This window comes from Paenibacillus sp. JL3B1040 (assembly GCF_057063165.1).
Window position 1 is genome coordinate 1,348,040 of sequence record NZ_CM169317.1, and the last position, 25,101, is coordinate 1,373,140.

20 protein-coding genes and 1 pseudogene are annotated in these 25,101 nt (G+C 56.8%); 14 read left to right on the forward strand and 7 right to left on the reverse strand.

All coding sequences use genetic code 11. The features are described 5' to 3' along the window. Positions 1–18: 18 nt before the first annotated feature. A complete protein-coding gene (locus tag ACZF99_RS05860) occupies positions 19–1,794 on the reverse strand; it encodes a sensor histidine kinase (protein ID WP_483609871.1) in 1,776 nt (591 codons plus the stop codon). A gap of 278 nt (positions 1,795–2,072) precedes the next feature. Here ACZF99_RS05860 and ACZF99_RS05865 point away from each other — a divergent pair, with 278 nt between their 5' ends. The 6 genes from ACZF99_RS05865 (at position 2,073) to ACZF99_RS05890 (ending at position 10,210) form a co-directional block, all read left to right on the forward strand. Further along, positions 2,073–3,419: an ABC transporter substrate-binding protein gene (locus ACZF99_RS05865; RefSeq protein ID WP_483612565.1), complete on the forward strand. Its 1,347-nt coding sequence runs from the start codon at positions 2,073–2,075 to the stop codon at positions 3,417–3,419. Between the two features lie 102 nt (positions 3,420–3,521). Next, a complete protein-coding gene (locus ACZF99_RS05870; RefSeq protein WP_483609873.1) occupies positions 3,522–4,460 on the forward strand; it encodes a carbohydrate ABC transporter permease in 939 nt (312 codons plus the stop codon). A 12-nt stretch (positions 4,461–4,472) separates the two neighbouring features. Then, on the forward strand, positions 4,473–5,312 hold the full coding sequence (locus tag ACZF99_RS05875; protein WP_483609875.1) for a carbohydrate ABC transporter permease: 840 nt from the start codon (positions 4,473–4,475) through the stop codon (positions 5,310–5,312). Positions 5,313–5,338: 26 nt separating this feature from the next. Then, a complete protein-coding gene (locus tag ACZF99_RS05880) occupies positions 5,339–7,177 on the forward strand; it encodes a DUF2264 domain-containing protein (protein WP_483609877.1) in 1,839 nt (612 codons plus the stop codon). Positions 7,178–7,218: 41 nt separating this feature from the next. Next, positions 7,219–9,045: a heparinase II/III family protein gene (locus ACZF99_RS05885; protein WP_483609879.1), complete on the forward strand. Its 1,827-nt coding sequence runs from the start codon at positions 7,219–7,221 to the stop codon at positions 9,043–9,045. Positions 9,046–9,073: 28 nt separating this feature from the next. After that, positions 9,074–10,210 carry a glycoside hydrolase family 88 protein gene (locus ACZF99_RS05890; protein ID WP_483609881.1) on the forward strand — a complete coding sequence of 379 codons (1,137 nt, stop codon included), beginning with the start codon at positions 9,074–9,076 and terminating at the stop codon, positions 10,208–10,210. A 261-nt stretch (positions 10,211–10,471) separates the two neighbouring features. On the opposite strand, the gene ACZF99_RS05895 is transcribed toward ACZF99_RS05890, so the two are convergent. Next, positions 10,472–11,377 (reverse strand): ArsR/SmtB family transcription factor, encoded by a 906-nt coding sequence (locus tag ACZF99_RS05895; protein ID WP_483609883.1) that lies wholly within the window; start codon positions 11,375–11,377, stop codon positions 10,472–10,474. 188 nt (positions 11,378–11,565) lie between these two features. On the opposite strand from ACZF99_RS05895, the gene ACZF99_RS05900 reads away from it, so the two are divergent. Then, positions 11,566–13,062, forward strand: a complete 1,497-nt coding sequence (locus ACZF99_RS05900) for an alpha-N-arabinofuranosidase (RefSeq protein WP_483609885.1) — start codon at positions 11,566–11,568, stop codon at positions 13,060–13,062. 5 nt (positions 13,063–13,067) lie between these two features. Continuing rightward, the gene (locus tag ACZF99_RS05905; protein ID WP_483609887.1) at positions 13,068–13,340 is read left to right on the forward strand and encodes a DUF6171 family protein; all 273 of its coding nucleotides are present in this window, start codon (positions 13,068–13,070) and stop codon (positions 13,338–13,340) included. A gap of 78 nt (positions 13,341–13,418) precedes the next feature. On the opposite strand, the gene ACZF99_RS05910 is transcribed toward ACZF99_RS05905, so the two are convergent. After that, positions 13,419–14,099, reverse strand: a complete 681-nt coding sequence (locus ACZF99_RS05910) for an SOS response-associated peptidase (protein WP_483609889.1) — start codon at positions 14,097–14,099, stop codon at positions 13,419–13,421. Positions 14,100–14,554: 455 nt separating this feature from the next. Between ACZF99_RS05910 and ACZF99_RS05915 the strand changes: the two genes are divergently transcribed. The 5 genes from ACZF99_RS05915 (at position 14,555) to ACZF99_RS05935 (ending at position 18,325) form a co-directional block, all read left to right on the forward strand. Further along, a complete protein-coding gene (locus ACZF99_RS05915) occupies positions 14,555–14,974 on the forward strand; it encodes a stalk domain-containing protein (protein ID WP_483609891.1) in 420 nt (139 codons plus the stop codon). After that, entirely contained in the window at positions 14,971–15,333 is a 363-nt protein-coding gene (locus ACZF99_RS05920; protein WP_483609893.1) for an RsiV family protein, read from the forward strand. The genes ACZF99_RS05915 and ACZF99_RS05920 overlap by 4 nt, the downstream gene beginning before the upstream one ends. 134 nt (positions 15,334–15,467) lie before the next feature. After that, complete coding sequence (locus tag ACZF99_RS05925) at positions 15,468–16,301, forward strand: patatin-like phospholipase family protein (protein ID WP_483609895.1); 834 nt, start codon at positions 15,468–15,470, stop codon at positions 16,299–16,301. Positions 16,302–16,438: 137 nt separating this feature from the next. Next, a complete protein-coding gene (locus tag ACZF99_RS05930; RefSeq protein WP_483609897.1) occupies positions 16,439–16,876 on the forward strand; it encodes an ASCH domain-containing protein in 438 nt (145 codons plus the stop codon). Positions 16,877–16,999: 123 nt separating this feature from the next. Further along, positions 17,000–18,325, forward strand: coding sequence for a glycosyltransferase family 2 protein (locus ACZF99_RS05935; protein WP_483612567.1), 1,326 nt, complete (start codon positions 17,000–17,002; stop codon positions 18,323–18,325). Between the two features lie 141 nt (positions 18,326–18,466). Here ACZF99_RS05935 and ACZF99_RS05940 read toward each other — a convergent pair whose 3' ends face one another. The 3 genes and pseudogenes from ACZF99_RS05940 to ACZF99_RS05950 form a co-directional block, all read right to left on the reverse strand. Then, the gene (locus ACZF99_RS05940; protein WP_483612568.1) at positions 18,467–19,408 is read right to left on the reverse strand and encodes a glycine betaine ABC transporter substrate-binding protein; all 942 of its coding nucleotides are present in this window, start codon (positions 19,406–19,408) and stop codon (positions 18,467–18,469) included. Positions 19,409–19,423: 15 nt separating this feature from the next. Beyond that, a pseudogene (locus tag ACZF99_RS05945) lies at positions 19,424–20,255 on the reverse strand (ABC transporter permease); the annotation flags it as partial. Next, a complete protein-coding gene (locus ACZF99_RS05950; protein ID WP_483609899.1) occupies positions 20,215–21,462 on the reverse strand; it encodes a quaternary amine ABC transporter ATP-binding protein in 1,248 nt (415 codons plus the stop codon). The pseudogene ACZF99_RS05945 and the gene ACZF99_RS05950, both read right to left, overlap by 41 nt. A gap of 366 nt (positions 21,463–21,828) precedes the next feature. Here ACZF99_RS05950 and ACZF99_RS05955 point away from each other — a divergent pair, with 366 nt between their 5' ends. Next, the gene (locus tag ACZF99_RS05955) at positions 21,829–22,383 is read left to right on the forward strand and encodes a GbsR/MarR family transcriptional regulator (RefSeq protein ID WP_483609901.1); all 555 of its coding nucleotides are present in this window, start codon (positions 21,829–21,831) and stop codon (positions 22,381–22,383) included. A gap of 151 nt (positions 22,384–22,534) precedes the next feature. Here the strand turns inward: ACZF99_RS05955 and ACZF99_RS05960 are convergent, their stop codons facing one another. Continuing rightward, entirely contained in the window at positions 22,535–25,045 is a 2,511-nt protein-coding gene (locus ACZF99_RS05960) for an alpha/beta hydrolase family protein (protein WP_483609903.1), read from the reverse strand. Between the last annotated feature and the right edge of the window lie 56 nt (positions 25,046–25,101).

The window sequence follows — 25,101 nt, forward strand, 5'->3', positions numbered from 1 at the left end:
CGAAAGACTGAAGGACGTTCATCTTCTCCGGTAAGGCAATAAGAGGTTCATTCTCGTATAATGGCCGAGCTCGCTTTCGATGGAAAGGCCGTAACGCTCCCCAAAGGTCAGGCGTAAACGGTCATGTACGCTGCGCAGACCGACATTTTCGAGCAGCCCTTTGGATCCGGGCTCCTGCTGGGACATGATGGCGGCGATCTGTTCTTCGCTCATCCCGACCCCGTTATCCTCAATCGTGATCCGCATGTCGTAACCGCCGCTTTTGGCCACGGACACCGCAATTTCCCCCCGGCCTTTCGGTTCGATCCCGTGGAAAATCGCATTCTCCACCAGCGGCTGCAGCGTGAAACGGGGAATCAGGCCGGAGAGCAGCTCCTCGTCTTCAATGCTCTGTATCATCGTAATCGTGCTGCCGTAACGATATTTCTGAATAAGAAAATAATCGTCCATCAGGCTAAGCTCCTCCCGCAGGGGGACCAGCTTGCGATGATCCTTGGCGATGTTGCGCAGCAGCCGCGACAAAGAGGTCGTCATTTCCGCGATACCCGTGGCGTTCTGGAGCGTGGCCATCCATTTGATCGAGTTCAGCGTGTTATAGAGGAAATGGGGACTGATCTGGCTTTGCAGTATTCGGTATTCCAGCTCCTGCTTCTGCTTCTCGTCCGCCACGCGGGAATCCATCAGCGTCAGGATATCATGGGACAACCGGTTGATGCCTCGTCCCACATCCCCCAGCTCGCTGTTCCACTCGATATTCCGGTCGATCAGGAAATTGCCTTGAGCGATCTTGTCGATCCGCTTTCGTAATTTCTCCACGGGCAAGCTGATCGTCCGGGTTAAATAGAGCGTAATAAAGCCGCTTAAAGCGATCACCAGCACGGATACGCCGATCATCAGCAGCAGCCAGGCGTTCAGCTGCGGAGCGAATTGCTTCCCGTCCAGCGTCTGCGACAGCACGACGCCTTCCCGCACGGGATAAGACACGGAGATCCGGCGCTCGCCGTCCAGCTCCATCCAAGCCAGCCGGGTCAGCTCCCCGGTGGCTTCTTTTTTGTCATAAGGCAACATGGCGTAAGGACCGGAGAGCGGCTGCACCTTATCCCCTTCGATCCGATACTTCCGGCTGCCCAGCGTGACCAGCAGTTCAGAGCCCTCCGGAAGGCTGTAGCCCTTCAGCTTGTCGGTAATCACGGAGGTGTTGGCCAGAAGGTAGACCGTCCCGATCCGGGCGGCCCGGTCTCCGTAGATCGGCAACACGAACGGGATGCCGCTCGAACGGGATAACGGATCCTGGATCACTCGTTCCCAAGCTTCCTTCGCGTCTGCGGACAAACCGGGGAATTGACTGATATTATGGATATTTAACGGAGCTGAAGCGCTTCCATAATTGTCGACTTGAATAAACTTTGTTTGATGATCGGTGATGATCAGACGGCGCACGTAGCCGTAAGACCGATTGACCCAAAAGTCCTCCTGTATGGCCGAGAAGACGTTCAGCCCGTCCTTGGCGCTGGCGTCCGGCGAGGCGAAATAGTCCTGAATCAAGCTGTTGGTCGGGGAATTCGTGCTGCTGGCCATAGCCAAAGTGGACAAGTTGATGAGATCCTGGTCAATGATGTGCGAGACGAGCTGCAGGTTGAATTCCGTCGCCTGAATCGTCGTTTTACGCTGGAAATACGAGATCAGCTCATAGCTGAAAAAGGACAGCATCCCCGCGATCAGCAAGGCAAATACGGTCATGATCAGGATGATGCGGCTTTTGATGGTGGCTTTTCTAGCGCTCGTGTCGATCACCTCGCCCGGAGTTGGATTCCTGCCATAAACGAACCGATATCAATTACAATAACATGACTTGGCTTCCCGGACAGCGGCAGGGTTCAGAAACAACCATTTTTGCATCTTTTAAGTATGATTTTACAGCTTTCCGTGCGTTTGTTGAAGAAGCGAATAGAAAAGTATAGGAAAAGAACGCAAAAATGTATGCCCTTTCATTCGGGATTCCGGTACGATTGACCTAAGGATTCGGCGGGGCCGGTCCGGGAGTTCATCACAGGAGGAAAAGGGGTTTGAACATGAGACGAAAGAAAATATTCGGTTTTACCTTGGCGGCGGTTCTGCTCGTAGGTCTGCTTGCCGGATGTTCCGGCAATAACGGAAATTCGGGCACAACGGCGACGTCCGATCCTCAGACAACGAACAATTCTGCAAACGTTTCCAACGAGAAAAGCGACGAGCCCGTCACGCTGAAGTGGGCGTTATGGGACTGGGAAGCGACCGCTTATTATCAACCTCTGATCGACGCTTATAAGAAAGACCATCCGAACGTAACCATCGAATACGTCGATTTGGGCTCCACCGACTACATGACGATGCTGAGCACGCAGCTTTCCGGCGGCGCGGATCTGGACATCCTGACCATCAAGGATATCCCGGGTTATGCCAACCTGGTGAAGCAGAACCATCTGGAACCGCTGAAGAGCTTCATTGATACCCAAGGCATCGATACTTCCCTTTACGGCGGAACCGTGGAGCAAATTCAAGTGAACGGCGACGTATACGCATTGCCTTTCCGCAGCGATTTCTGGGTTGTCTACTATAACAAAGACTTGTTCGATAAAGCCGGGGTGCCTTATCCGACCAACGATATGACGCTGGATCAATACGACGAGATCGCGAGAAAAATGACGTCCGGCAGCGGCTCGGAAAAAGTATACGGCGCCCATTACCACACCTGGCGCAGCGCGGTGCAACTGTTCGGCATCCTGGACGGGCAGAACACCATCGTCGACGGGAAATACGCTTTCCTGAAGCCGGTATACGAACGGATTCTGAAGCAGCAGGACGACGGCATCGTGATGGACTACGCTACGCTGAAGACCTCCAGCACCCACTATTCCGGCGTCTTCTACAATAACTCGGTTGCCATGATGAACATGGGCAGTTGGTTTATCGCCACGCAGATCGACAAGGTGAAGAGCGGCGAGTCCCAGGCGACGAATTGGGGAATCGTGAAATATCCGCATCCGGACGGCGTAAAAGCCGGTACGACGCTGGGAACGATCACTTCCCTGGCCGTGAACCAAAAGTCCGCCATCAAAGAAGCCGCCTTGGACTTCCTGAAATTTGTGACGGGTGAAGAGGGAGCGGCGGTCATCGCATCCACCGGAACGATTCCGGCGATCCAGAACGATGAGGTCGTCAACTCCATCGCTTCCATCGACGGCTTCCCGACGGACGAGAACAGCAAAGCGGCTTTGACGACGGAAAGAACCTACCTGGAAATGCCGCTGCATGAAAAGAGTGCGGATATTGAAGTCATCCTGAACGAAGCGCACGATAACATCATGACGAAAAATGCCACCATCGACGAAGGTCTGGCGGATATGGAGAAACGGGTCCAAGAGGCGCTCAATAACTAATCGCTGAACTCGCATTCTATTTCGATGCTGCCGGGGGCGGGCTCTCAAGCCCGCCCTTTTTTCCGAATTCTCTAACACAAGCAGGTTTGGAGGAGAGAAATCATGCGGAATGAACCCGTGATAGGAACCGAAATTGTCAAAAGAAACGCTTTATCCAAAAGCGTCAAGGATCATTTGGTGGCCTACAGCTTTATCGCCCCCAATTTTATCGGCTTTGCCGTGTTTACGCTGGTGCCGATGATATATGCGTTTGTTCTCGCGTTCGTGAAATGGGATGGGGCCAACCCGATGGAGTACGTGGGGCTGCGGAATTTCACCCGACTGCTTCAGGACAGCACCTTCCACAAAGCTTTTTGGAACACCATTGTTTATACGATTGGCGTTGTGCCATTCACGATGGTCTGCGCGCTGGGGCTGGCGCTTCTGCTAAATCAGAAGCTGCTGGGGCGCAACTTCATGCGGACGGTGTTCTTTTTTCCGTATGTCGCTTCGCTGGTTGCGGTAGCTGCCGTATGGAATTTCGTATTCAGCCCGACCATGGGGCCGGTCAACCATATTTTGCACGCCATCACTGGCGTTCCGATCGAGGATTTGCCCCGGTGGGCTGCGGACAAGGACTGGGCGATGTTCACGGTCGTTCTGTTCACCGTATGGAAGAACATGGGTTATTATATGGTGATTTATTTGGCGGGGCTGCAGGGAGTCAATCCCGAGCTGTACGAAGCCGCCGAGCTGGACGGGGCCGGCCGCTGGAGAAGATTCCGCAACGTGACGATTCCTCAGCTTGCGCCGACGACGTTCTTTGTGCTGATGATTCTGATCATCAACTCGTTTAAGGTGTACGACATCTTTATCAACCTGTTTGCCGGGGCCGATAACCAGTTGAACGATTCGACCCGGGTCCTTGTCTATCAAATTTACAACACCGCGTTCCGCTCGCTGGATTACGGGTACGCCAGCGCTATGGCGATTGTGCTGTTCCTGCTCGTTCTGGGCATTACCCTGGTTCAGTTCCAGGGCGAGAAGAAGTACGGACAATAGGAGGAGGCAAAAATGACAGGAGCCAACAAACAAGTCAAAACCGTCGCCAAAATTTTTGCGTACCTGGTGCTCGCGGTGGTCGTTCTGTGTATGCTCGTTCCTTACGCGTGGATGCTGTCGTCCTCGCTGAAACTGAATAAGGACGTTTTTTCGTTTCCGATGCAGTGGATTCCGGATGCTCCCCGCTGGCAGAATTATGTGGAGATTTGGACGCGGATTCCGCTTGGCCGATTTATATACAACACGGCAAAGCTGTCCGTTATCGTCACCGTGCTTCAACTGCTGACGTCCAGTTTCGCCGCTTATGCTTTCTCGAAGCTGCGTTTCAAAGGGAGAAACCTGTTGTTTCTCGGCTATATCGCGACGATTGCCATTCCATGGCAGGCCTACATGGTCCCGCAGTTTATCATGATGCGTTCCATGGGGCTGAACAATACCCATCTCGCGATCATTTTTCTGCAAGCCTTCTCGGCGTTTGGCGTCTTCTTGATGCGTCAGTTCTACCAGAGCATTCCCGATGAACTGTGCGAGGCGGCCCGCATCGACGGGTTAAGCGAATACGGAATTTGGGGAAAAATCATGCTCCCGCTCTCCAAGCCGGCCTTGTCCACGCTCACGATCTTCACGTTCGTGAATACGTGGAACGACTTTCTCGGACCGATGATTTATTTGACCAAAACGGAATTGAAAACGATCCAAATCGGGCTGCGCATGTTCATCACGCAGTATTCCGCCGAATATGGCTTAATCATGGCGGCCAGTGTCGTCTCCATCATTCCGGTGCTGATCGTCTTCCTGTCGCTGCAGAAATATTTCGTGCAAGGCGTGGCGGCGACCGGGATCAAGGGGTAATATCAAGGGGAGAAGGAGTTGAGGAAATGAACGCGACTGACGGCCATCCGCTCCAAACGCGGAGCGACATGGTGAATGTTTTGGAGCGGTTGGTGCATCCTCTCCGGCCGTTCTACAGCCGAGGCGGCGCCCGGCTAGCGCTGGGCGGGACCGGCGTGTCCTACCCGGCGGCCGTGGCGGAGATGGAGGGGTTCTCCCGGGTGTTATGGGGGCTGGTTCCCCTGCTGGCGGGCGGAGGCTCCAGTGAGTTATGGAACGTCGTCCTGGACGGCATTCGCTCCGGCACGAATCCGGAGCATGAAGAATATTGGGGCGAGGTGGGCGACTATGATCAGCGGCTCGTCGAGATGGCGGTCTTCGGCTACGCGCTGGCGCTGATCCCGGAGCATATCTGGGAACCGCTCCGCCCGGCGGAGCGCGACCGGCTGTACCGCTGGTTGAATCAAATCAACCGTCATCCTTGTTACGACTGCAATTGGCTGTTCTTTAACGTGCTGGTGAATATGGGATTCCGCAAAGCCGGCTTGCCTTACGACGCCGAGCAACTGGAGCGGAATTTGGACCGGTTGGACGCTTTCTATCTGGAAGACGGATGGTACAGCGATGGCATCGGGGGGCACAGCGATTATTATGTGCCGTTTGCCTTCCACTATTACGGACTGCTCTACGCGCGCGTGATGGAAGGTGAGGACCCCAATCGTTCGCGCGTGTTTAAGGAGCGCGCCGCGGCATTCGCCGGCGATTTCCTTCACTGGTTTGCGCCGGACGGCGCGGCGCTGCCGTACGGGCGCAGCCTGGCCTACCGCTTTGCCCAATCCGCCTTCTGGAGCGCGCTTGCTTACGCCGGCGTGGAAGTGCTTCCAATCGGCGTGCTGAAGGGGCTTGTGCTGCGCAACCTGCGCTGGTGGTTAGACCGGCCGATTCGGAGTTCCGACGGGCTCCTCACGGTCGGTTACGCTTATCCGAATCTGGTCATGGCGGAGAACTACAATTCGCCCGGCTCGCCGTATTGGGCGCTTAAAGCGTTCCTGCCGCTGGCCCTGCCGGAAGAGCATCCGTTCTGGACCGCGGAGGAGCTGCCGCTGCCGGAGCTGCCGGCGCTCTCGATCCAGCGCCCGGCCCATCTCGTGCTGGCCCGCGATCACGCGTCCGGCCAGGTGGCGGCCTTTAACGCCGGCCATCGCGGCACGAACGAGCATACCCATACCTCGGCCAAATACGAGAAGTTCGTTTATTCCACCGGGTTCGGGTTTAGCGTCCCGCGCGGGGAATGGGGCTTGTCCCAAGGCGCGTTCGACTCCATGCTCGCGCTCAGCGAACGCGGGGACAACCTGTACCGGGTCAGACGCCGCAACCTCGAGACGTCGATCCGGGATAACGTGCTGTTTGCTCTATGGCAGCCTTGGCCCGACGTCGAGGTGCGGACCTGGGTTGTCGCCGGACTCCCCTGGCATGTACGGATTCACCGGATTGTAAACGGGCGTCCGCTCGATGCCGCGGAGGGCGGATTTGCGCTGGGGATGGAGACGGAGCTGACGGAACGGACGGAAGCGGGCCGGGCGGCGGCCGGGGCGGCAAGCCCTTATGGAGCGAGCGGGGTGCTGAACCTGCTGGGCTACGGGACGGCCGAACTAATCCGTCCGAACGCCAATACCAATGTTCTGCATCCGCGCACCGTCCTGCCGACGCTTCAGACTTCCCTGGAGCCGGGAGTTCATGTGCTTGCGGCGGCCGTTTATGGCGATCCATCGCCGGGGGCAGCTTGGGAGCCGGTGACGCCCGAATCGCTGGGCATCGTGATCGGGGGGCGGGAAATCGTCCTGCAGACGTGCCAAGGGAACGAAATACGCATCGAATTGGAGTAGCTGGCGCCGTTTCGGGCTGTCCGTCGGAGGGAGGAGAGTCGATGAGAGATTTTGAGGAATGGGAGCGGCTAGTGGAGGATCTGTCTCCTTTGCGGGCGGACGACTATTATTCGGGCGGCGGCGGGGCGGCGTTCTGGAATTCGCTGCGCGAGGCTGCGGATGCCCGGGCCGAGCTGGAGACGATCCGGGCCGAGGGGGAACGCCTGCTGACATCCTCGGCGGAGGAACTGACCTATTCGTTGTTTTCCTTGTTTGCGGTGCGGGGGTCGCGGCTGGAGTATGAGCGGGTTTATTTTGAGAGGCGGCGGCGCCTTAACACCTTCGCCTTTCTGTCGCTGCTCGAACCGGAATCGGAATCGTACGAAACGGCGCTGTGGGATGCCATCTGGGCGATTTGCAGCGAGTTCACCTGGTGCTTGCCCGCGCATGTGGATGCGACACGTCCGGTCTCGGAAACGATCGACCTGTTCGCGGCGGAGACGGGGTTTGCGCTGGCCGAGTTGTCCCTGCTGCTCGCCGGGCGTCTGCCGGAGCTGCTGCGCGTGCGGATCGTCGAGCTGGTTGAGGAGCGGCTGTTCCGTCCTTTTCTCGAGCAAGGCCCGTACCATTGGGAGGAGCTGACGAACAACTGGTCGGCGGTTTGCGCCGGCTCGATTGGTTCGGCTGCGCTGCTGCTGATGCAAGAGAAGCGGGATCACGCCCGACTGGCGCGTATTTTGGAGAAAACCGAGCGCAGCATGACCTTCTATCTGCAAGGCTTCGGCGAGGACGGCGCCTGTCCGGAAGGGCTGGGGTACTGGAATTACGGGTTTGGCTATTTCGTTTATTATGCCGATCTGCTGCTGAAGCGAAGCCGGGGCCGGCGGGATTGGTTCCGCGTGGACAAGGTGCGGCGAATTGCCGGCTTTCAGCAAAAATGTTTTCTGGGCGGCCGGCTGGTCGCCAACTTCTCCGATACGCAGCCGTACGGCAGCGTCCACCCGGGGCTCTCGCATTACCTCGCTTCCCGGTATGCGGAGGTGGAAGCTCCGCCCGCTTTGCTCTATGCGGACTACCGCGAGGACCATTGCAGCCGGTGGGCGCCGGCGCTGCGCAACCTGATCTGGCGGGACCGCGCTGCGGCGGGGGCGGCGGAGTGGAGAGACGGCGACTTTGTGTTCGAGGACGCCGGCTGGCTGATCTCGCGTTTCACCGCCGCGGGGAGGACGTTTGGTTTTGCCGCGAAAGGCGGACATAACGGTGAATCGCATAACCACAACGACCTGGGCCATTTCATGCTGGCGGGCGGGGGAGCGTTTTTCCTGTCCGATCTGGGGTGCGGGGAATATACGCGGGATTATTTTGGCAAGGCCAGATATACGTATGACTGCAACGGCTCGCAAGGGCATTCCGTCCCGATTATTGACGGGCAGCTGCAGCAAGAGGGACGGGAAAGGGAGGCTTCGTTAGTCCGGTATGAGACATCAAAGGGAATTTGCCTTTTGGAGCTGGAATTGTCCGGGGCTTACGAGGACGAAAATCTTCGCTCTTTCAAGAGAAGCTGGGCATGGGACAAGACGGAGGACCCGCCCTGCCTGTCGCTTCGGGACGATTTCCGGTTTGCGGAAGCGCCGGGAAGCCTGGTAGAGCGGCTCGTGACCCCGATTCGGCCGGAGGTTGGCGATCCGGGATTGCTGCGCTTCGCCGGCGGCGAAGCGCTGACGCTGGAGCTGCATTACGACCCGAAGCGGCTGGATGCCGATGTTGCGGAACGGACGTACCGGGATCATTACGGGATAGATACGGTCTGGTACGCGCTGGATTTCCGGGTGCGGCAGCCGGAGGCCGATTTCGGGATCGATTTTCTATTTAAATTCGTCACGCATTAGGAATAGGGGAATGGAGGGACGAAGTCTCATGGGAATTGAAAAGGCCTGGGCGGAAGAGGCCTGGGCGAAGTCGCTGGACAAAACGCTGCGGAATGCGGCCCGAATCGGCTCCGGATTTCCGCACGCCAGCAAAGGCGGGGTCTTTGAGTTGGCCGAGCCGGCCTGGTGGACGGCGGGATTCTGGCCGGGACTGCTGTGGCTGCTGTATGAGGGAAGCGGCAAGGAGGAACTGAAGGCGCTGGCGCAAGCCTGCGAGACCAAGCTGGACGCGGTGCTGGACGGCTATGTGCGTCTGGATCACGATCTGGGATTTATGTGGACGCTGACCAGTATTGCTTCCTATAAACTTACCGGGAGCGAGGTTTCGCGGATTCGGGCACTGAAGGCCGCGAACTACCTGGCGGCCCGCTTCAATCTGAAGGGGCGTTATATTCGGGCCTGGAATCCGTGGAAGGAAGGGGAGCGGAACGAAGGGTGGGCGATCATCGACTGCTGTATGAATCTGCCGCTGCTGTTCTGGGCGTCCCGCGAAAGCGGCGATCCCCGGTTCGCCCATGTGGCCGAAGCGCATTTGGATACGGTGCTTGAACAGTTTATCCGCGAAGACGGCTCGGCTTATCATATTGTGGTCTTTGATCCGGTAACGGGCGAGGTGGTTGGGCCGCAAGGCGGCCAAGGCTATGCGCCGGAGTCGGCGTGGTCGCGCGGCGCGGCCTGGGCGATTTACGGCTTGACGTTGGGCTTCCACCATACCGGCAAGCCGGAGTATCTGTCCGCCGCGCAGCGGGCGGCGGATTCCTTCCTTAGTCAGTTGCCGGACGACCGGGTGCCGGCCTGGGATTTCCGCGCGCCGGAAGAGCTGCGCGAGCTGCGGGATTCGTCCGCCGGATCCTGCGCGGCCAGCGGGATGCTGCTGCTGGCGGAGAAGCTCGGCAGCGCAGGCGCGGCCGCTGCCAAGTACCGTGAGGGCGGCGAACGCATCCTGAAGTCGCTGTACGAAAATTACGGCGCCTGGGACGACCCGGCCGAGGAAGGCCTGATCCTGCACGGGACCAGCAACTACCCGCAGGGCACCAACATCGACGTGCCGCTGATTTACGGCGACTACTTCTTCGTGGAAGGCCTCGCCCGATTGAAGGGCGGAGGGCCGTCGTATTGGGAATAGCGGACGGTGGCGGCGGCGCGGTACGGGATATTTGAACGAAAAAACATACAAAACCGAGAATGAATCGGCCGGATTATCGAGTTTTATACGAAAAAACGTACAAGCAGCTTATGTGGCGGTTGGACATCTGCATGTTGTACGGAAAATCGTATAAATGTCCCCGTTTACTCCATAATAGGGCGGAGCCCAAAGCCATTTTTTATGGCTTTGATATGCTCCGCCCTATTTGTGCTTGTAGTGCGTCGTCTTCTCATTCTCCGGTTATTCCACGTAAAACACCTCCGCGCTCGGATGCTCGCCGTAATTGCCGAACCCTTTGCCGAACAAGGTCAAGCCGCCGGGGTAGCGGGCGTCCAATTCGACGGACAAACGGAACGTCCACTGCTTCTGCCGGATGTCGATGTCGCGAAGGGTGACGTCCGATAGTTTCAAGCCGTCCATGTACGTACCGTCTTCCGTAACGCGCAACCGTTTCAACAGTCCATATTGATTCGCCTGTCTTGGCCACCAATCGGGGGTATATTTGCCCGGCTGATCCCCGTAGTCGCCGGGGCTCGTCCAGGTGCCGAGCCGCTTCCCGTTCAGAGTGAACGTAATATCGGAAGGATAATCTTCCCTCGTTCCCGGGGCTTCGGACGCGATTTCCATCGTAAAGACCAGCTCTTCGGGCTCTTGGCCGGATAGCAGGTAATTGGGGGTTTTGTATTCGATGAACCCTGTGCCGAACCAGAGAACGGCGGCATGGATTCGCTCCGGATCCCAAAAGTACCGGGGGTCGTCAAAGCTGCCGATGATTTTGCCGGTCGTTGCGATCCCGCAGGTTGGCTCGATGTGAAAATCGGAATAATGCCCGACCGGGATTTCGACCCGGTAGCTCTTGCGCTCGGCCGCCGCCTGTGTTGGAAACTGAATTTCCGCGCCGGAGACGGCAAGCGAGCAAATCTTTTGCAGACCGCTCTTGCCGGGAGCCATTTGGGTGGCGATCAGGCCGCATTCGGACAGCTTGCGCACATGCATGGTCATGATCGCGCTGGACAAGCCCACCGCTGCGGCTAACTCCTTAATGTTCATCGGGCGGTTGGCCAACAGCCGCAGTATGCGCAGACGAACCGGGCTCGACAGCGCTTCATACACGGGCAGCGATTGTTCAGATAAATCAAGTTTCATGGATTTCCCACCTTACCCGAAGTTTAATTAATATACATATTAATCAAAAGACATGTTTTTGACAAGTACTGTTACATATACTTCCTAATTTTATGGAAAACATTTGACGAATCAGCGATAATCCGTCTATAATATTAGTGATATAGTTACTTAATTAATATTTAAATTAACTAAGGAGTGAACGACGGATGACACTACAAGGGGTGCTGAACGCGGATTCCGGCAAAGGAACGATTAACCGCCATATTTATGGACACTTCTCCGAGCATTTGGGTCGTTGCATTTATGAAGGGATTTGGGTCGGCGAGGATTCCCCGATTCCGAATACGAACGGGATTCGCAACGATGTCGTGGAAGCGCTTAAGCAGATTCGGGTTCCGGTGCTGCGTTGGCCGGGCGGCTGCTTTGCCGACGAATACCACTGGAAGGACGGCATCGGGCCGAAGGAAGCGCGCAAACGGATGATCAACACCCATTGGGGCGGCGTGGTGGAGAACAATCACTTCGGGACCCACGAGTTTATGGAGCTGTGTCGGCAGTTGGACTGCGAGCCTTACATTAACGGGAACCTTGGCAGCGGGACGGTCCAGGAAATGTCCGAGTGGGTCGAATATTTGACCTTCGGCGGCGTGTCGCCGATGGCTGAACTCCGGGCCCAAAACGGTCGCAAGGAGCCATGGAAGGTTACTTACTTCGGCGTCGGCAACGAGAACTGGGGCTGCGGCGGCAACATGCGGCCGGAATATTATGCCGATGAGTACCGTCGCTACCAGACTTACGTCCGCAACTATGACGACAACCGGATTCACCGGATCGCCTGCGGCCCGAACTCGGACGATTACCGCTGGATGGACGTGCTCATGCGGGAAGCCGGCCGGTTCATGGATTCCATCACGCTGCATTACTATACGTTGCCAACCGGCAATTGGCAGGATAAAGGCTCGGCAACCGGATTCGACGAGCAGGCGTGGTTCTCCACGCTGCAAAAAGCGCTGCACATGGATGAGCTGATTACCCGCCACCGTACGATTATGGATAAATACGATCCGGAAGGCCGGGTTGGATTGATCGTGGATGAATGGGGAACCTGGTACAACGTGGAGCCGGGAACGAATCCGGGATTCTTGTATCAGCAAAATACGATCCGCGACGCGCTCGTCGCCGGCCTGACGCTGAATATCTTCCATAAGCATAACCAACGCGTGCGCATGGCGAATATCGCCCAGACCGTCAACGTGCTCCAAGCCGTCATCCTGACGGAAGGCGAGAAAATGATTCTGACGCCGACGTATCACGTGTTCGACATGTATAAGGTTCACCAGGACGCCGAGCTGCTGGAGTTGTCGCTGGATCCGGGCAGCTACAAGCTGAACGACTCCGCTATTCCGGCGGTGACCGCGACGGCGTCGCGCGATACGCAAGGGAAGATCCATATCAGCTTCTGCAATCTGCAGCATCATGCCGAAGCGCAGGTAACGATCGACCTGCGGGGGATGGATGGCGGCAGCTTGACGATTACGGGCTCCACTTTGACGGGCGAGACGATGGACGCCCATAATACGTTTGTGCAGCCGGATGCCGTGAAGCCGCAGCCATTCGAGTCGTTTCAACTTAGCGGCGGCAAGCTGACCGTCAATCTGCCGGCGATGTCGGTGACGACGCTCGAGTTAACGGTGAAGGCTTAACCGCTATGGCGGATACCTCGTGCAAAGCGTGCCGGGACGATTACCGGGTCACGGACGAGCAAATCCGGCGACTGCTGAAGACGACGGCGTTTGCGCCCGAGCGAAGAGTGAGCGAAGAGCAGTACCGGGACAGGCTGCGCGCTTGCGAAACCTGTCCCAAGCTGATGGACGGGATGACCTGCACGGCTTGCGGATGCATCATCCCGGTGGTCGCTTGGCTGAAGGAGCGGACTTGTCCGCTGCCGGGCGGCGGATTGTGGGCAAGTCACCAGGAGTAAATGAACAGGGCTTCGACCTTTTCGCGGCATGGCGGGTTACCTTGCGCGCAAAGGTGAAGCCCTTTTTTTGGGGGGCGATTATTCGGACGATTTGAGTTCTTCGAGCAATTCCTTCGTGTTGTTCCTTACGTTGCCGACGGTCGGCGATACCGGGTAAGCCCGCATCTTCGTGACATCATAGGGCTGAAGCAGCCGGAGCAACGGCACTGCGTCCGTATTATCCCGTGCCAGCCACTCGGCCTCGTGCTCCGGACGAAGGATGGCGGGCATCCGGGTGTGGATTTCGGCCATAAGCGAATTGGGTTCCGTGGTGATGATGGTGCAGGTTGCCAGCTTGTTCCCTTGGGGATCGGACCAAATATCGTATAGCCCGGCGAAGGAGAAGAGGCCTCCGTCCTTCATGACGATCCGAAACGGCTGCTTGCCGCCGGCCCGCTGCTGCCATTCATAGAAGCCGTCGGCGGGGATAAGGCAGCGCCGGGACGTCAGCAGCTTTCGAAACGCCGGCTTTTCCGTTAGCGATTCGGCGCGGGCGTTGATCATGCTGCCGCCGATCTTGTCCTCCTTCGCCCAGGACGGCACCAACCCCCAGCGCAGCTCGCCAAGGCGGTTCCCCTGCTTGCCCGAAATGACGGCGGGGATGAATTGCATCGGTGCTACGTTATAGTTCGGGGCGAATTTCGCCAGCCGGTTCTCAAAGATCAAATATCTGACGATCAGCTCGTCCAGGGGAAGCGTAATCGTAAAACGGCCGCACATGGGGGAACCTCCATCGTATCGTATTCATATCCATCGTTGTATTGTAGTTATTCATGTTTGTTGTAACCATTGTAATCGATAGACTTGCTGGCATGCCAGTCCTCTAATTTTCCCGCTTACGTTAATCAGATGCATAAGTGCAGTTCATTTTGCTCGAAAAACAAATTTATGCCAACTCAAGTGCAAATGTGCAGGTCATTTCCCCACATTGGGTTCAATTTCCGGAAGTTGCTGGGAATTAGATGCATTTTTACATCTCAAGGAGAAAAATAGGTGGATTCTGCGATTATCAACTGCACTTTTGCACTTCGCGAATCATTCGGCTCTTATCTCTGATGGAGAAGGGAGCAAAGCCCCTCCCTCTCGCATCAGACATTGCAACTTTTTGGAATCGTCTTTCGTTTATCCAGTGCTATGAAGTTTCAGGTGAATCCTACCAGAAAGGAACATCTACGATGAATACACGGATGAATACACGGATGAATAAACGCCCTAAATGGATGACTTTAGCTCTTACCGCAGCTCTAGCGGCTGCTCCCTTGGCCGTTTCATTTCCAGCGCAACAGGCAGATGCCGCAACGAATACCCAATATACGGTTTCGCCTCAAGCGTTCCGCATTGAAGGTGCCAAGAAAACGATCAAAACCATCAATCTCAACGGCACAACGTACATCTCGCTGCGTGATTTAAGCAACGGACTGGGGCTCGGCATCGGCTTTGATCAAGCAACGCAGACCGCAAAAGTCACCGGAAATAAACGGGTGTTGGAGATCAACCTGAACGCATCCTCTTTTAAGTTAAACGAGCAGCCCCTTTGGGGACCTTGGGGAACGCGTCGATTCGTCAGCCCAGCGTTGATGGACGTTTCACGGTGACATATAACGAAAAAGGCCGGTTAAGCCTCTATGTGGATTATTACGTGGATCTCGGAGGAGCGCACGGGACGACTGCCCGCGTTCCGTACACGTTTGATTTGTCGACCGGAAATGTGCTGACCCTGAAAGAGGCAGCGAACAATCATGCGAATTATGTATCGATCATCAACAGTAAAATTAAGGAGCAAATTAAAGCGCGCAAGCTGGGACTGATCGACCCGTTTGAATCAATTGAAGCGGATCGCGACTTTTTCCTGAACCGGAACGGGGTCGTCATTTACTTCACGCAGTATGAATATACGCCTTATGGGGCGGGCATGCCCGAATTCGTGATTCCTTACGCTGTCTTCCAATCATAAATCTAAATAAGCTTTGGTCCGCCCCGGGTCGATATCCATCGGTTCGGGGCGCTTTGTTGGGGAGAGAAGGAACTTCCGCCAAAGCTGAAGAATATGTATTTTTAGTAAAAGAACGACAGACAGGGAGATTGGCCATGGAGCAAGTGGGTTTAGTGTTAGGCGGCGGGGCCGTACGGGGACTCGCTCACTTGGGCGTATTGAAGGCGTTCGAACGGCACGGGATTCCGGTGGATGCGATCGTAGGCACCAGTATGGGCGGCGCGATCGGGGGCTTGTATGCCGCGGGCATCCCGGCGGGAGACATTGAGGATTTGCTGTACCACACGCCGAAGTACCGGCTGATGGATTTAGGAATCCGCCACAGGGGATTGCTCGGCGGAAATAAAATCTACCTTACCGTCAACGAATTGCTGAAACAGCACGGCAAGGACGAGTTGAACATCGAGGATTTTCCCATTCGGTTTACGGCGGTTGCCGTCGATTTGATGCAGGGTAAGCAGGTGATCTTGGATCGGGGAGACTTGGGGACGGCGCTGCGGGCGACGACGGCGTTTCCCGGGGTATTTGCTCCGTTGGTGCGGGAGGGTCAGGTACTGGTCGACGGCGGGGTACTGAACAATTTGCCCGTGCAGGAACTGAAGCGGAAGGACGTGGGGCTGATTATCGCGGTCGATGTGACCCGAGAGCATGAGAAGAAGCCGCCCCGCAACATGATCGAGGTCGTTTACCGCTCCTATAGTTTAATGACCGCCGAACGGAAGCATACCAGCCTGCGGTTGGCCGATATCGTCATCCGGCCGGACGTGGGGCATGTGTCCGCGTTCGATTTCTCCAAAATGCCCGACTGCATCAAGGCGGGCGAGGAGGCGGCCGAATCGATGATGGATGAGCTGAAGGCGCAGGTAAGGAGGGTGAAGCCCGGTTTCGGCGAGCTTAGCCGCCCATGCCCGGAGGATTTCTCAGACTAAGGTGTAAAGAGGACGGGGGCTTGCCGAAACCTTGCTTCGATTGTTGTATTTTATGCAAAATTGATGGCGCTAAATACCTGGCGGAAACGGTGCGGTTGAGTTATTCAAGCTAAATTAATCGAAAGTGGAGGATCAATATGCGTTGCATCACGATACGTCAGCCCTGGGCGACGCTGATCGCAATCGGTGCCAAGCGATTGGAAACGAGGAGCTGGAGAACGAACTACCGCGGCGAGCTTGGCATTCATGCCGGCAAGCAGGTGGATCGGAAGGCTTGCGAGACGGAACCGATTCGGTCACTCTTGGCGGCGCACGGCTATTCGTCTGCCGATCAATTGCCGATCGGTGCACTCGTGGCCGTCTGCCGGTTGAATGATTGCCTCCCCGTACTGCAAGACAGCGGGGAGACGGCATGGCTGGGCGGAGGGGATAGACGGTTGGAAGCCGCCGGGCAGGAATACCGGTTCGGTGATTTTGCGCCGGGCCGGTACGCTTGGGAATTGACCGAGCTGCGCCGGCTTACGGAGCCGATTCCGGTCCCCGGCAAACAAGGCTTATGGAACTGGGAACCGTAACGGTTTATCGACGGGAAATGGTGAAATTTTCAAGGAGTCAAGCGATTTACAGGAGGGTCCGACACCCATTATAATGAAGTGATTTGCATGACATCACGGATTTCAAAAATTAGGGAGAGCAACATGAACCGCAGCTATGACGACCCCCAACGCATTTATATTTCGGTGAAGCAGAAATTCTGGATCAGCCATGCGGCGGCAGGACTGTGGATGCTTTTTTCCATAGGGGTATCGATGCCGTGGCTGCACGATTTCGCGAAGTATGTTACGTTGCCTGCGGCGTTTCTCATCATCGCAGGGATCTCGTATATTCCCGGATACATGAACGCATTTATGATCGTCAGCCTGCTGCTGGACCGGCAGCCGCCGCTCCCGGCTTCCTCCCCCGAGCGGCCGGTGACCGTGCTGATCGCTTGCCATAATGAGGAGCGAGGGATACGGACCACGCTGGCGTATCTGGCCGATCAGGAGTACTCGGGGCAGTTGAAGGTCATCGTGATCGATAACAATTGCTCGGATCAAACGGCGGAGCGGGCTAAGGCTGCCGGTAGGGAGCTAGGCTTGGACCTGCTGGTACTCGAGGAGAAAACGCCGGGCAAAAACTATGCGCTCAACGCTGCGTTGGCCTTGGTGGAGACGGAGCTGATGATCACGCTGGATGCGGACACGCTGCTGCACAAGCTGGCGGTCAAGCATATCGTGTCTCGCTATGAAGCGGCGCCGCCGGATATTTGCGCGGTCGCGGGAGCGGTACTCGTTCGCAACAGCCGCCGTAATTTCTGGGCCAAGCTGCAGGAGTGGGATTATTTCCTTGGAATTGCCAGCATAAAAAGACTGCAAGGGATGTTCCAGGGGACGCTCGTTGCGCAGGGAGCTTTTTCGCTCTATAAAACGGATGCCGTGCGCGCCGTACAAGGGTGGCCGGACGCGATCGGCGAGGACATCGTGCTGACGTGGAAGTTTTTGGCCCGGCGTTGGCGGGTGTATTTTGAACCGCTGGCCGTTGCTTTTACGGACGTGCCGGAATCGTTCCGGCATCTCGTAAGGCAGAGGAGCCGCTGGGCCCGGGGCATGATCGAAGCCTTGAAATTGCTCAAACCGTGGAACCACCCGTCCGTTTACGCCAAATACTTAACCGGCTGCAATTTGCTGATGCCGTATTTGGATTTGGTTTACACCTTCTGTTGGCTGCCGGGTTTGGTTCTTGCCTTTTTCGGCATCTTCTGGATCGTCGGGCCGGCAACGCTGCTGGTGTTGCCGCTGACCTTTATCCAGAATTTTATTTTGTACCGATACCAAAGCCGGGTGTTCCGCTCGCTCAATCTGCACATCCGCAAGAACCTGTTCGGCTTCATTGCCTACGTGCTATTCTACCAAATGGTGATGAGCCCGGTCTCCGTCTATGGCTACGTGCAGGAAGCGCTGCAACGAAAACGGATTTGGAAGTGAAATTTTAAGCTGATCTTCAGGTTTCCGTAATGTTCCTTTAAGGAACCGGTGTTATTCTTTAAATACTCCCTCTTCTTAATTGATATATACGTGAAGAAGCCACCCCGAACAAGGGTGGCTTCTTCCTTCTATATAAGGTAGTTATTTCAGTTCTTCGATCGAATTGATATCCATGTAGATCGGGACCACCAGGCCGGTTTTGACGCCGGTCATGTTCGGGCCAAGGTCCTCGAGTTGTTCGCCGTATTTATCCCAGTAATCCGCATGGGTGAGCGGCAGCCAGGCAGCCGCGGTCGCATCGACGTCACCGCTGGCTACGCCGGTCCACATCGGGCCAGCTTCGACCTGTAGAGACTCGACGTTATACCCAAGCTTGCTCTCAAGTACATATTCCAACAGGTTCGTGCTGGCGATCTCCGAATCCCAGGCGACGTAACTCAACTTGAGCTTGTCGCCGTCCACCGGCGTCAATCCTTCGGTCCAGCTATTGATGCGGTCCTCGTGGGTATCTGCCCAGGCTTTGGCGGCTTCAGCCGGGTCCTCGCCCTCCTGGATGGCCGTCATGATCTCTCCCATTTCATCCGAAGTCCACTCGAAGCGGTCGAGGAAATCGTAAGCAGTCGGATGGTCTTCCTTCAAGCCCTTCCGAGCCAACGTGTGAATTTCTTCGGCTTCCCCGTAAACCTTTTGCGGATCCTCCAGATATTTCAGATCGTATTTGGCGAACATCCAATGCGGTGTCCAGCCGGTAATAATGATCGGTTTTTCGGCTTTGACCGCTTTATCCAACATTGCCGTCATGGCCGCGCCGGACCCTTCGATCAGCTTCCAGTTGTCCAGGCCGTAGGTTTCGATCGCCTGGCTGGTCGCTTTCATGATGCCGGCGCCGGGGTCGATGCCGATGATTTCATAGTCGACCTGCTCGCCGACCGCTCCTGCCGTGGCGTTCCCCGCTCCGTTCGCCGCAGCATCCGGCGCGTTGTTCCCGTTGCCGGCCGTCGTGTTGTTCGCTTGCCCGCAGGCGGACAAAGCCAACATTCCAACTAGACCCGCCAACACCATCAGTTTTCTCGTCTTCTTCATCTTAATCTCCCCTTTGTTGTTTGGATTTAAACAAGTTTTGCGTAAAGCGGTCAAGCACAATGGCCAGGACGACCACGGCCAGACCGGCCTCAAACCCTTGGCCGATTTTCAGTTGGGTGACCGCCCGATAGACGGTGGCTCCGATGCCTTGCGCACCGATCATGGAAGCAATGACGACCATCGACAAGGACAGCATGATCGTTTGGTTCACCCCGGCCATTAATGTAGGCATGGCGAGCGGCAGTTCCACTTTGAACAGCTTCTGCCAGGATGTGGAACCAAAGGCGTTGGCCGCCTCCGTCAACTCGCCGGACACTTGCTTGATACCGAGATAGGTGAGCCGGATCGTCGGCGGAATGGCGAAGATCACCGAGGCGATAACCCCGGGGACGACGCCCAGGCTGAAGAAAGTCACGGCCGGCAACAGATAGACGAATGCCGGCATCGTCTGCATGAAATCAAGCAGCGGCGAAACGATCCGATGGACCAGTTTGCTGTAGGCGCTCCAGATCCCGATCGGAATCCCCAGCAGAATTGAAATCAGGCCGGACGTGATGACCAAGCCTAAAGTGCTCATGGTTTCGTCCCAATAACCGAGATTGTCGATCAGCAGAAATCCGATGACCGTGAAGAGGGTCAGTTGCCATTTTCCAATCAAATACGCAAGAACTCCGATGATGGCAATAAAAAGCAGGGGATGTGGCAGCAGGAAGAGTCCGGCGAAGAAGTCAACGATCGTTTCGATTGTCGCGGACAATCCATCGAAAAATCCGCCTAACGTCCGTTCCATTCCGTCCACCAGCAACTCAATCCACTCGGCCAACGGCAATTTCGGTATTGACTTCATCTGCGCTCACCTCCTCTGGCTCATGGTGGGTTTCTCCGGCGAGGGCTCCCAACACGGCGCCACGCACAATCACGCCAAGCAGGCGCTCCTGCTCGTCAATGACCGCTAGCGGCACTTTGGCTGAGCTGGTGACTTCAAACAAGTCGCTCAGTACGGTGTCCGGGGCCACGCGGGGGCCGTCCGTAATCAGGATTTCCTCCAGGCCGGCGCCGTTCTTGGCGGCACGGGAGGCATCTTCGGCCGTAATTACGCCGAGCAGGCGTTTGCTGCGGTCGATGACAAACAGGTTGGAGATGCCCCGTTCACGCATCAATTCGAGGGCGACACGGGGCCCCCGATCCAACGTCACGGTCTCCGGACGACGCATCACGCGGGCGGCGGTCAGTACCTTGGACAGATCCACGTCCTCGATGAACCGTTCGACGTAACGGTTGGCCGGGTTCATCAGCATTTCCTCCGGCGTGCCGATCTGGACGAGCGCGCCGTCTTTCATCAAGGCAATCCGGTCGCCGAGGCGCAGCGCTTCATCCAGATCATGCGTAATGAAGACGATCGTTTTCTTCATCTTCTCCTGCAACTCCACCAGTTCGTCTTGCATATCGCGACGAATGAGCGGATCGAGCGCGCTGAACGCTTCGTCCATGAGCAGGATTTCCGGGTCGTTGGCGAGCGCGCGGGCCAGGCCGACCCGTTGCTGCATGCCGCCGCTTAGCTGATCCGGCATTTTGAGCTCCCAGCCTTTGAGGCCGACGAGTTCCAAGGCCTGCATTGCCTTGTCACGGCGTTCCTTTTTCGCAACCTTCTGAATTTCCAGTCCGTATTCCACGTTCTGTAAGACGGTCCGATGCGGGAATAAAGCGAATTTCTGGAACACCATGCTAATCGATTTGCGCCGCACCTCGCGCAGTTCGGCTTTATTCATTTTGCGGAGGTCCCGACCATGCAGCAGGATTTCTCCGGCCGTCGGCTCAATCAACCGATTGAGCATGCGAACCAGCGTCGATTTGCCGCTTCCGGACAAGCCCATGATGACGAAAATTTCGCCTTCCCGGATGTCCAGGCTGACTTGGCCGACGCCGACGGTGATGCCTTTTTCTTTGAGCAGACGCTCTTTGGTGTAGCCTTGCTGCAATAATGGGATGCCCTGCTCCGCGTGAGGGCCAAATAATTTACTGACTTCACGAACCTGCAATAATGGCTGATTCATAGATTCACTCCTTTTCTAAATCCTCGAGTTCCCCCTTCGATATCGGCTTCGCTGCAATAGATAACCTAGCGAGGCGGTATCGCATCAATCCGTGTTGTAAGTGTAACAAACCCCGCGTTGATAACGCAAAGATGAAAACCGTACGTAAGGTACGTACAGAAAAAACTGAACGTAAAGAACCTCCGGATAACTCCGTGATCCTCCCAAATGCTACCTAGGCTGCTTCTTTACAATTGGGCTTGACTTTCTTAATATAGAATAAGCGTTGAGCCGCGTAGCGACTTGTAGCGACTTCGAGTTCGCGGGTTCGCGGGTAAACGCGTTACAGCCGGAGATGGTTTTGCAAATGGATAGGAGGTTGCAAGCATGAGCTTGGACCAGCTCACCGATGAGCAGCAGGCATTATTAATGAAGGTACGCAAGCGCGTGATCGAGGCAATCGGCCGAAACATGGACTTGTACGGGGTTTCCCTATCGACAGGGCATTTGTATGGCCTATTATTTTTTGCCGACAAACCGATGACGCTTGACGAGATGGGCATGGAAATGAAAATGAGCAAAACCAGCATGAGTACGGGAGTCCGCACCCTGTTGGATCTCAAAATGGTCAATAAAGTGTGGGAGAAAGGCTCCCGCAAGGACTTATATGAAGTGGAATACGACTGGTACCAGACGTTTACGGACTTCTTCGCGATTAAATGGAGGAAAGCGGTGGAGAGCAATATTCTCGTACTGCGCCGTTCGATTGAGGAGTTGACCAAAGCGATGACGGAGGAGGCCGAGGGGCCGCTTCGCCGGGTGCTGGAGGAAGACGTATACAAGATGAAAGAAACGGTGAAATATTACGAATGGCTGGACCGGCTGATCGATACGATGGAAAGCGGAGAGATTTACAAGCTGGTACCGAAAGAAACCGAATAAGTTATCAGGAGGTCAGCCAGAATTTCTGGCTGGCCCTTTTTTAGCTTGCAGAAAGAGAAAGTATAAAAAATTCGAGGGACACAGGCTGGCCGGACGCTTTGCAGGATGATCCCCTTTGATCAGATCGCCGAGAACCGGGGAAGGGCTCGTTTTACTCCGAGCCCTGGCACCCTGAATGAAAGGGATCATCGTGCAAGGCAGCAAGAGGGATATCAAGGTACGATCGTGCGTGTGAATAGACCCCGATGTCGTCCAGCATCAGCTTGGCTGGCCCGCCGCTCAGGCGGAAGGCCAGCCCTCGGATTCCGGATTCGGGGGCAAAGTCCGGGTTGGCGGCCGCGAAGTCCGCCAGGGACAGCCGGTACGTCTGGAACACCGCTTCCGTCGGACGCTTGTATTTGCCGCCCGATAGGTGGCGATCCAGCCAAGGGTGGATCGTAAACGAGATGACGGGCAACGGCTCGGCGTCCATGAACTTCGTCAGGGGCAGGCGGACGGAGGTGCCGTTGCCGTCGACCAGCTCGACCTCGACCCTTACGAAACCCGCGGCCAAAGCCGCGTCCGGCGTATCGTCGTCCTCCAGTTCGAAGCTGCGGTCCGTCAGCGAAAACGCCAGTTCCTCCGGCTTGCCGCCGGACGGCTGGGGAGCTCCTTGCTCCCAGCTCAGCCGGTAGACAGATGGCTCGTCACCGCCTTGCTGGCGTTCCAGTACGATTCCGCGAGACGGTTTGCTGCCGTTTTGTCGATTCTTCGCCTCCTCTTCCTTCCAGGATAAGTCGCTGGCCTCCGCTTTGCCGCCGCCGGGCAGCGTCCCCCGGTTCGAATCTTCATCGAAACGTGCCCAAACGGTAAACGTACCGCTCTCGAACCGGTTGTAATACGCGGTGTCCGGGAGCCAGGCTCTGCCGGTGCGGTAATCCTGCAGCAGCGGAAGGTACCGGCCGGATTCGGAATCGTCAGCCAGGGGGAAGGACGAGGCTTTCCCCGTCCCAAGCCTCCCGCCCTGCAGCGTTTCCTCGAAGAAAGCCGAGATATACACCTTGGCGATGCTTCGCTGCTCGGCAGGCGACAGCATCCCGTTGCGGGTAAGCAGGATCCCCTTTGGATAGCTGACATCGCGGCCGCCCCAACTGCTGTTGAATTGGCTGTGGTTGGCGTCCCCGATGTACAGCGAAGCCTTGAACCGTTCGCTGCCCGGCGAATAACTCGTTCGCATGTATTGCCGGTCGCCGTCAAAGTCGCTGACGTCGCCGTCCCGCGCGCCCTGCAGCGTCAAATAGCTGACATCCTTCAGATGGGTGAGCTTGCCGTCGACCTTCCTGTCGGTGGGGGCGATGGCGGCCACGGCTTCAATCCGGTAGGAGGCCAAGCTTTGGATCAGATCCGTGTCGCTCGCGAACCAATTCTTGTAATCCGCGGCCATCGCAACAGCCTGCCCGCCGCGGGAATGGCCGACCAGGCCGATGCGGTCGAAATCGACCCGTCCGTATAACGGATTGCCGGGCTCGGCGGCAAAGGCGCCGATCTGCTGCAGATGCTTCAGCAGGATCCAGGCCCGGACCTTCATATCGTTGTCGGGGATCCCGGTCCAAGCGGAGTAATTCAGAAAATTTTCGTCGATCGACACGGCCGTGAACCCGCGGCTGGCCAGCAGTTCCCCCAGATAAGCGTAACCGTCGTCGGAAAAATCCTCCATCAGGTGATTGCCGTGAACGATCAAAACGAGCGGGAAGCGGCTTGAGCTGTCGGCGGTTTCCCCCTCGGTCGCCATTGGCGTCCATACTCTGCCGTTCAGCGGCAAAGCCCGCTGATTGAATCCCCAATAGACGGTCCGGTAGACCGGCCACTTCTTGATATAAGCCGAGGCATCCACCGCCTCGGACGTTACGTCGACCGCTGCTCCGTATTCGGGCTGCCAGGCGTCGTTCCCGCTGCCGTACGTAAAGGTCGATATTTCGTAAGGCCCGGGTTCGGCGGGGCTGTCGAGCAGATCGGCCAGGCTCGGTACGGTCGGAGCCTCGGCGGCCGAAGCGGGCAGCCCGTCGTCGGCCGCAAGCCCGCCGTCCCCGCGGACTCCGCCGACGTCCCGCATCCCGGCGCTTTGGAAGGCCGGCACGGCGGAGTCGTTCCCCGTCGCGAAAGGCCAGATCGCGGAGGCCAGAACGAGCAGCGCCGCCGTCAGGGCGGCTGCCGCCTTATGGCGCAGCAGGAGGCGCCGGCTGGCGAGCGTTCCGGCAATCAGCCCGGCGGCGATCCCCGCCAGGCTGATTGCCGCAGCCACGACCGCAGCTGCGGCTACGGATACCCCGCTAGAGTTGAAAATCACGAACACGGCGGCAAAATCGAACAGGACCGCCCCCGCAAACAAACGGGGGATCGGCACGCCAAGCAAGGCCAGCAGCAGCGCGGCGGCGTGGGCGGTCAGGTACAGGCACAGCGTTCCCGCCAGCAGGAACAGCAGCAGATCAACCGCGTTTCCCAGTCCGGTCGGCATGCCCAGCGCGAGCAAGCCAAACGCGAACATGCCGGCCCCCCAGGGGCCGGCAACGGCGGATCGCCAAAAGGCGGTATCGTATCGGTAAGCATACCGGATGCGGCGAGCGATCCGGCGGCGCAGCGTCGGCTTGCTTAGCACAAGTTCGGTAACAACCTGAAGTTCCATGATTTCCCCCAGTAAAGAATTCTCTCTTCTTCCCTTATTGTAACATGCGCGGGGGA

Bases quoted from the DNA above. Each gene is read 5' to 3' on its own strand.
- ACZF99_RS05865 (WP_483612565.1), top strand. From the start codon at position 2,073: ATGAGACGAAAGAAAATATTCGGTTTTACCTTGGCGGCGGTTCTGCTC.
- ACZF99_RS05870 (WP_483609873.1), top strand. From the start codon at position 3,522: ATGCGGAATGAACCCGTGATAGGAACCGAAATTGTCAAAAGAAACGCT.
- ACZF99_RS05875 (WP_483609875.1), top strand. From the start codon at position 4,473: ATGACAGGAGCCAACAAACAAGTCAAAACCGTCGCCAAAATTTTTGCG.
- ACZF99_RS05880 (WP_483609877.1), top strand. From the start codon at position 5,339: ATGAACGCGACTGACGGCCATCCGCTCCAAACGCGGAGCGACATGGTG.
- ACZF99_RS05885 (WP_483609879.1), top strand. From the start codon at position 7,219: ATGAGAGATTTTGAGGAATGGGAGCGGCTAGTGGAGGATCTGTCTCCT.
- ACZF99_RS05890 (WP_483609881.1), top strand. From the start codon at position 9,074: ATGGGAATTGAAAAGGCCTGGGCGGAAGAGGCCTGGGCGAAGTCGCTG.
- ACZF99_RS05895 (WP_483609883.1), bottom strand. From the start codon at position 11,377: ATGAAACTTGATTTATCTGAACAATCGCTGCCCGTGTATGAAGCGCTG.
- ACZF99_RS05900 (WP_483609885.1), top strand. From the start codon at position 11,566: ATGACACTACAAGGGGTGCTGAACGCGGATTCCGGCAAAGGAACGATT.
- ACZF99_RS05905 (WP_483609887.1), top strand. From the start codon at position 13,068: ATGGCGGATACCTCGTGCAAAGCGTGCCGGGACGATTACCGGGTCACG.
- ACZF99_RS05910 (WP_483609889.1), bottom strand. From the start codon at position 14,099: ATGTGCGGCCGTTTTACGATTACGCTTCCCCTGGACGAGCTGATCGTC.
- ACZF99_RS05915 (WP_483609891.1), top strand. From the start codon at position 14,555: ATGAATACACGGATGAATACACGGATGAATAAACGCCCTAAATGGATG.
- ACZF99_RS05925 (WP_483609895.1), top strand. From the start codon at position 15,468: ATGGAGCAAGTGGGTTTAGTGTTAGGCGGCGGGGCCGTACGGGGACTC.
- ACZF99_RS05930 (WP_483609897.1), top strand. From the start codon at position 16,439: ATGCGTTGCATCACGATACGTCAGCCCTGGGCGACGCTGATCGCAATC.
- ACZF99_RS05935 (WP_483612567.1), top strand. From the start codon at position 17,000: ATGAACCGCAGCTATGACGACCCCCAACGCATTTATATTTCGGTGAAG.
- ACZF99_RS05940 (WP_483612568.1), bottom strand. From the start codon at position 19,408: ATGAAGAAGACGAGAAAACTGATGGTGTTGGCGGGTCTAGTTGGAATG.
- ACZF99_RS05950 (WP_483609899.1), bottom strand. From the start codon at position 21,462: ATGAATCAGCCATTATTGCAGGTTCGTGAAGTCAGTAAATTATTTGGC.
- ACZF99_RS05955 (WP_483609901.1), top strand. From the start codon at position 21,829: ATGAGCTTGGACCAGCTCACCGATGAGCAGCAGGCATTATTAATGAAG.
- ACZF99_RS05960 (WP_483609903.1), bottom strand. From the start codon at position 25,045: ATGGAACTTCAGGTTGTTACCGAACTTGTGCTAAGCAAGCCGACGCTG.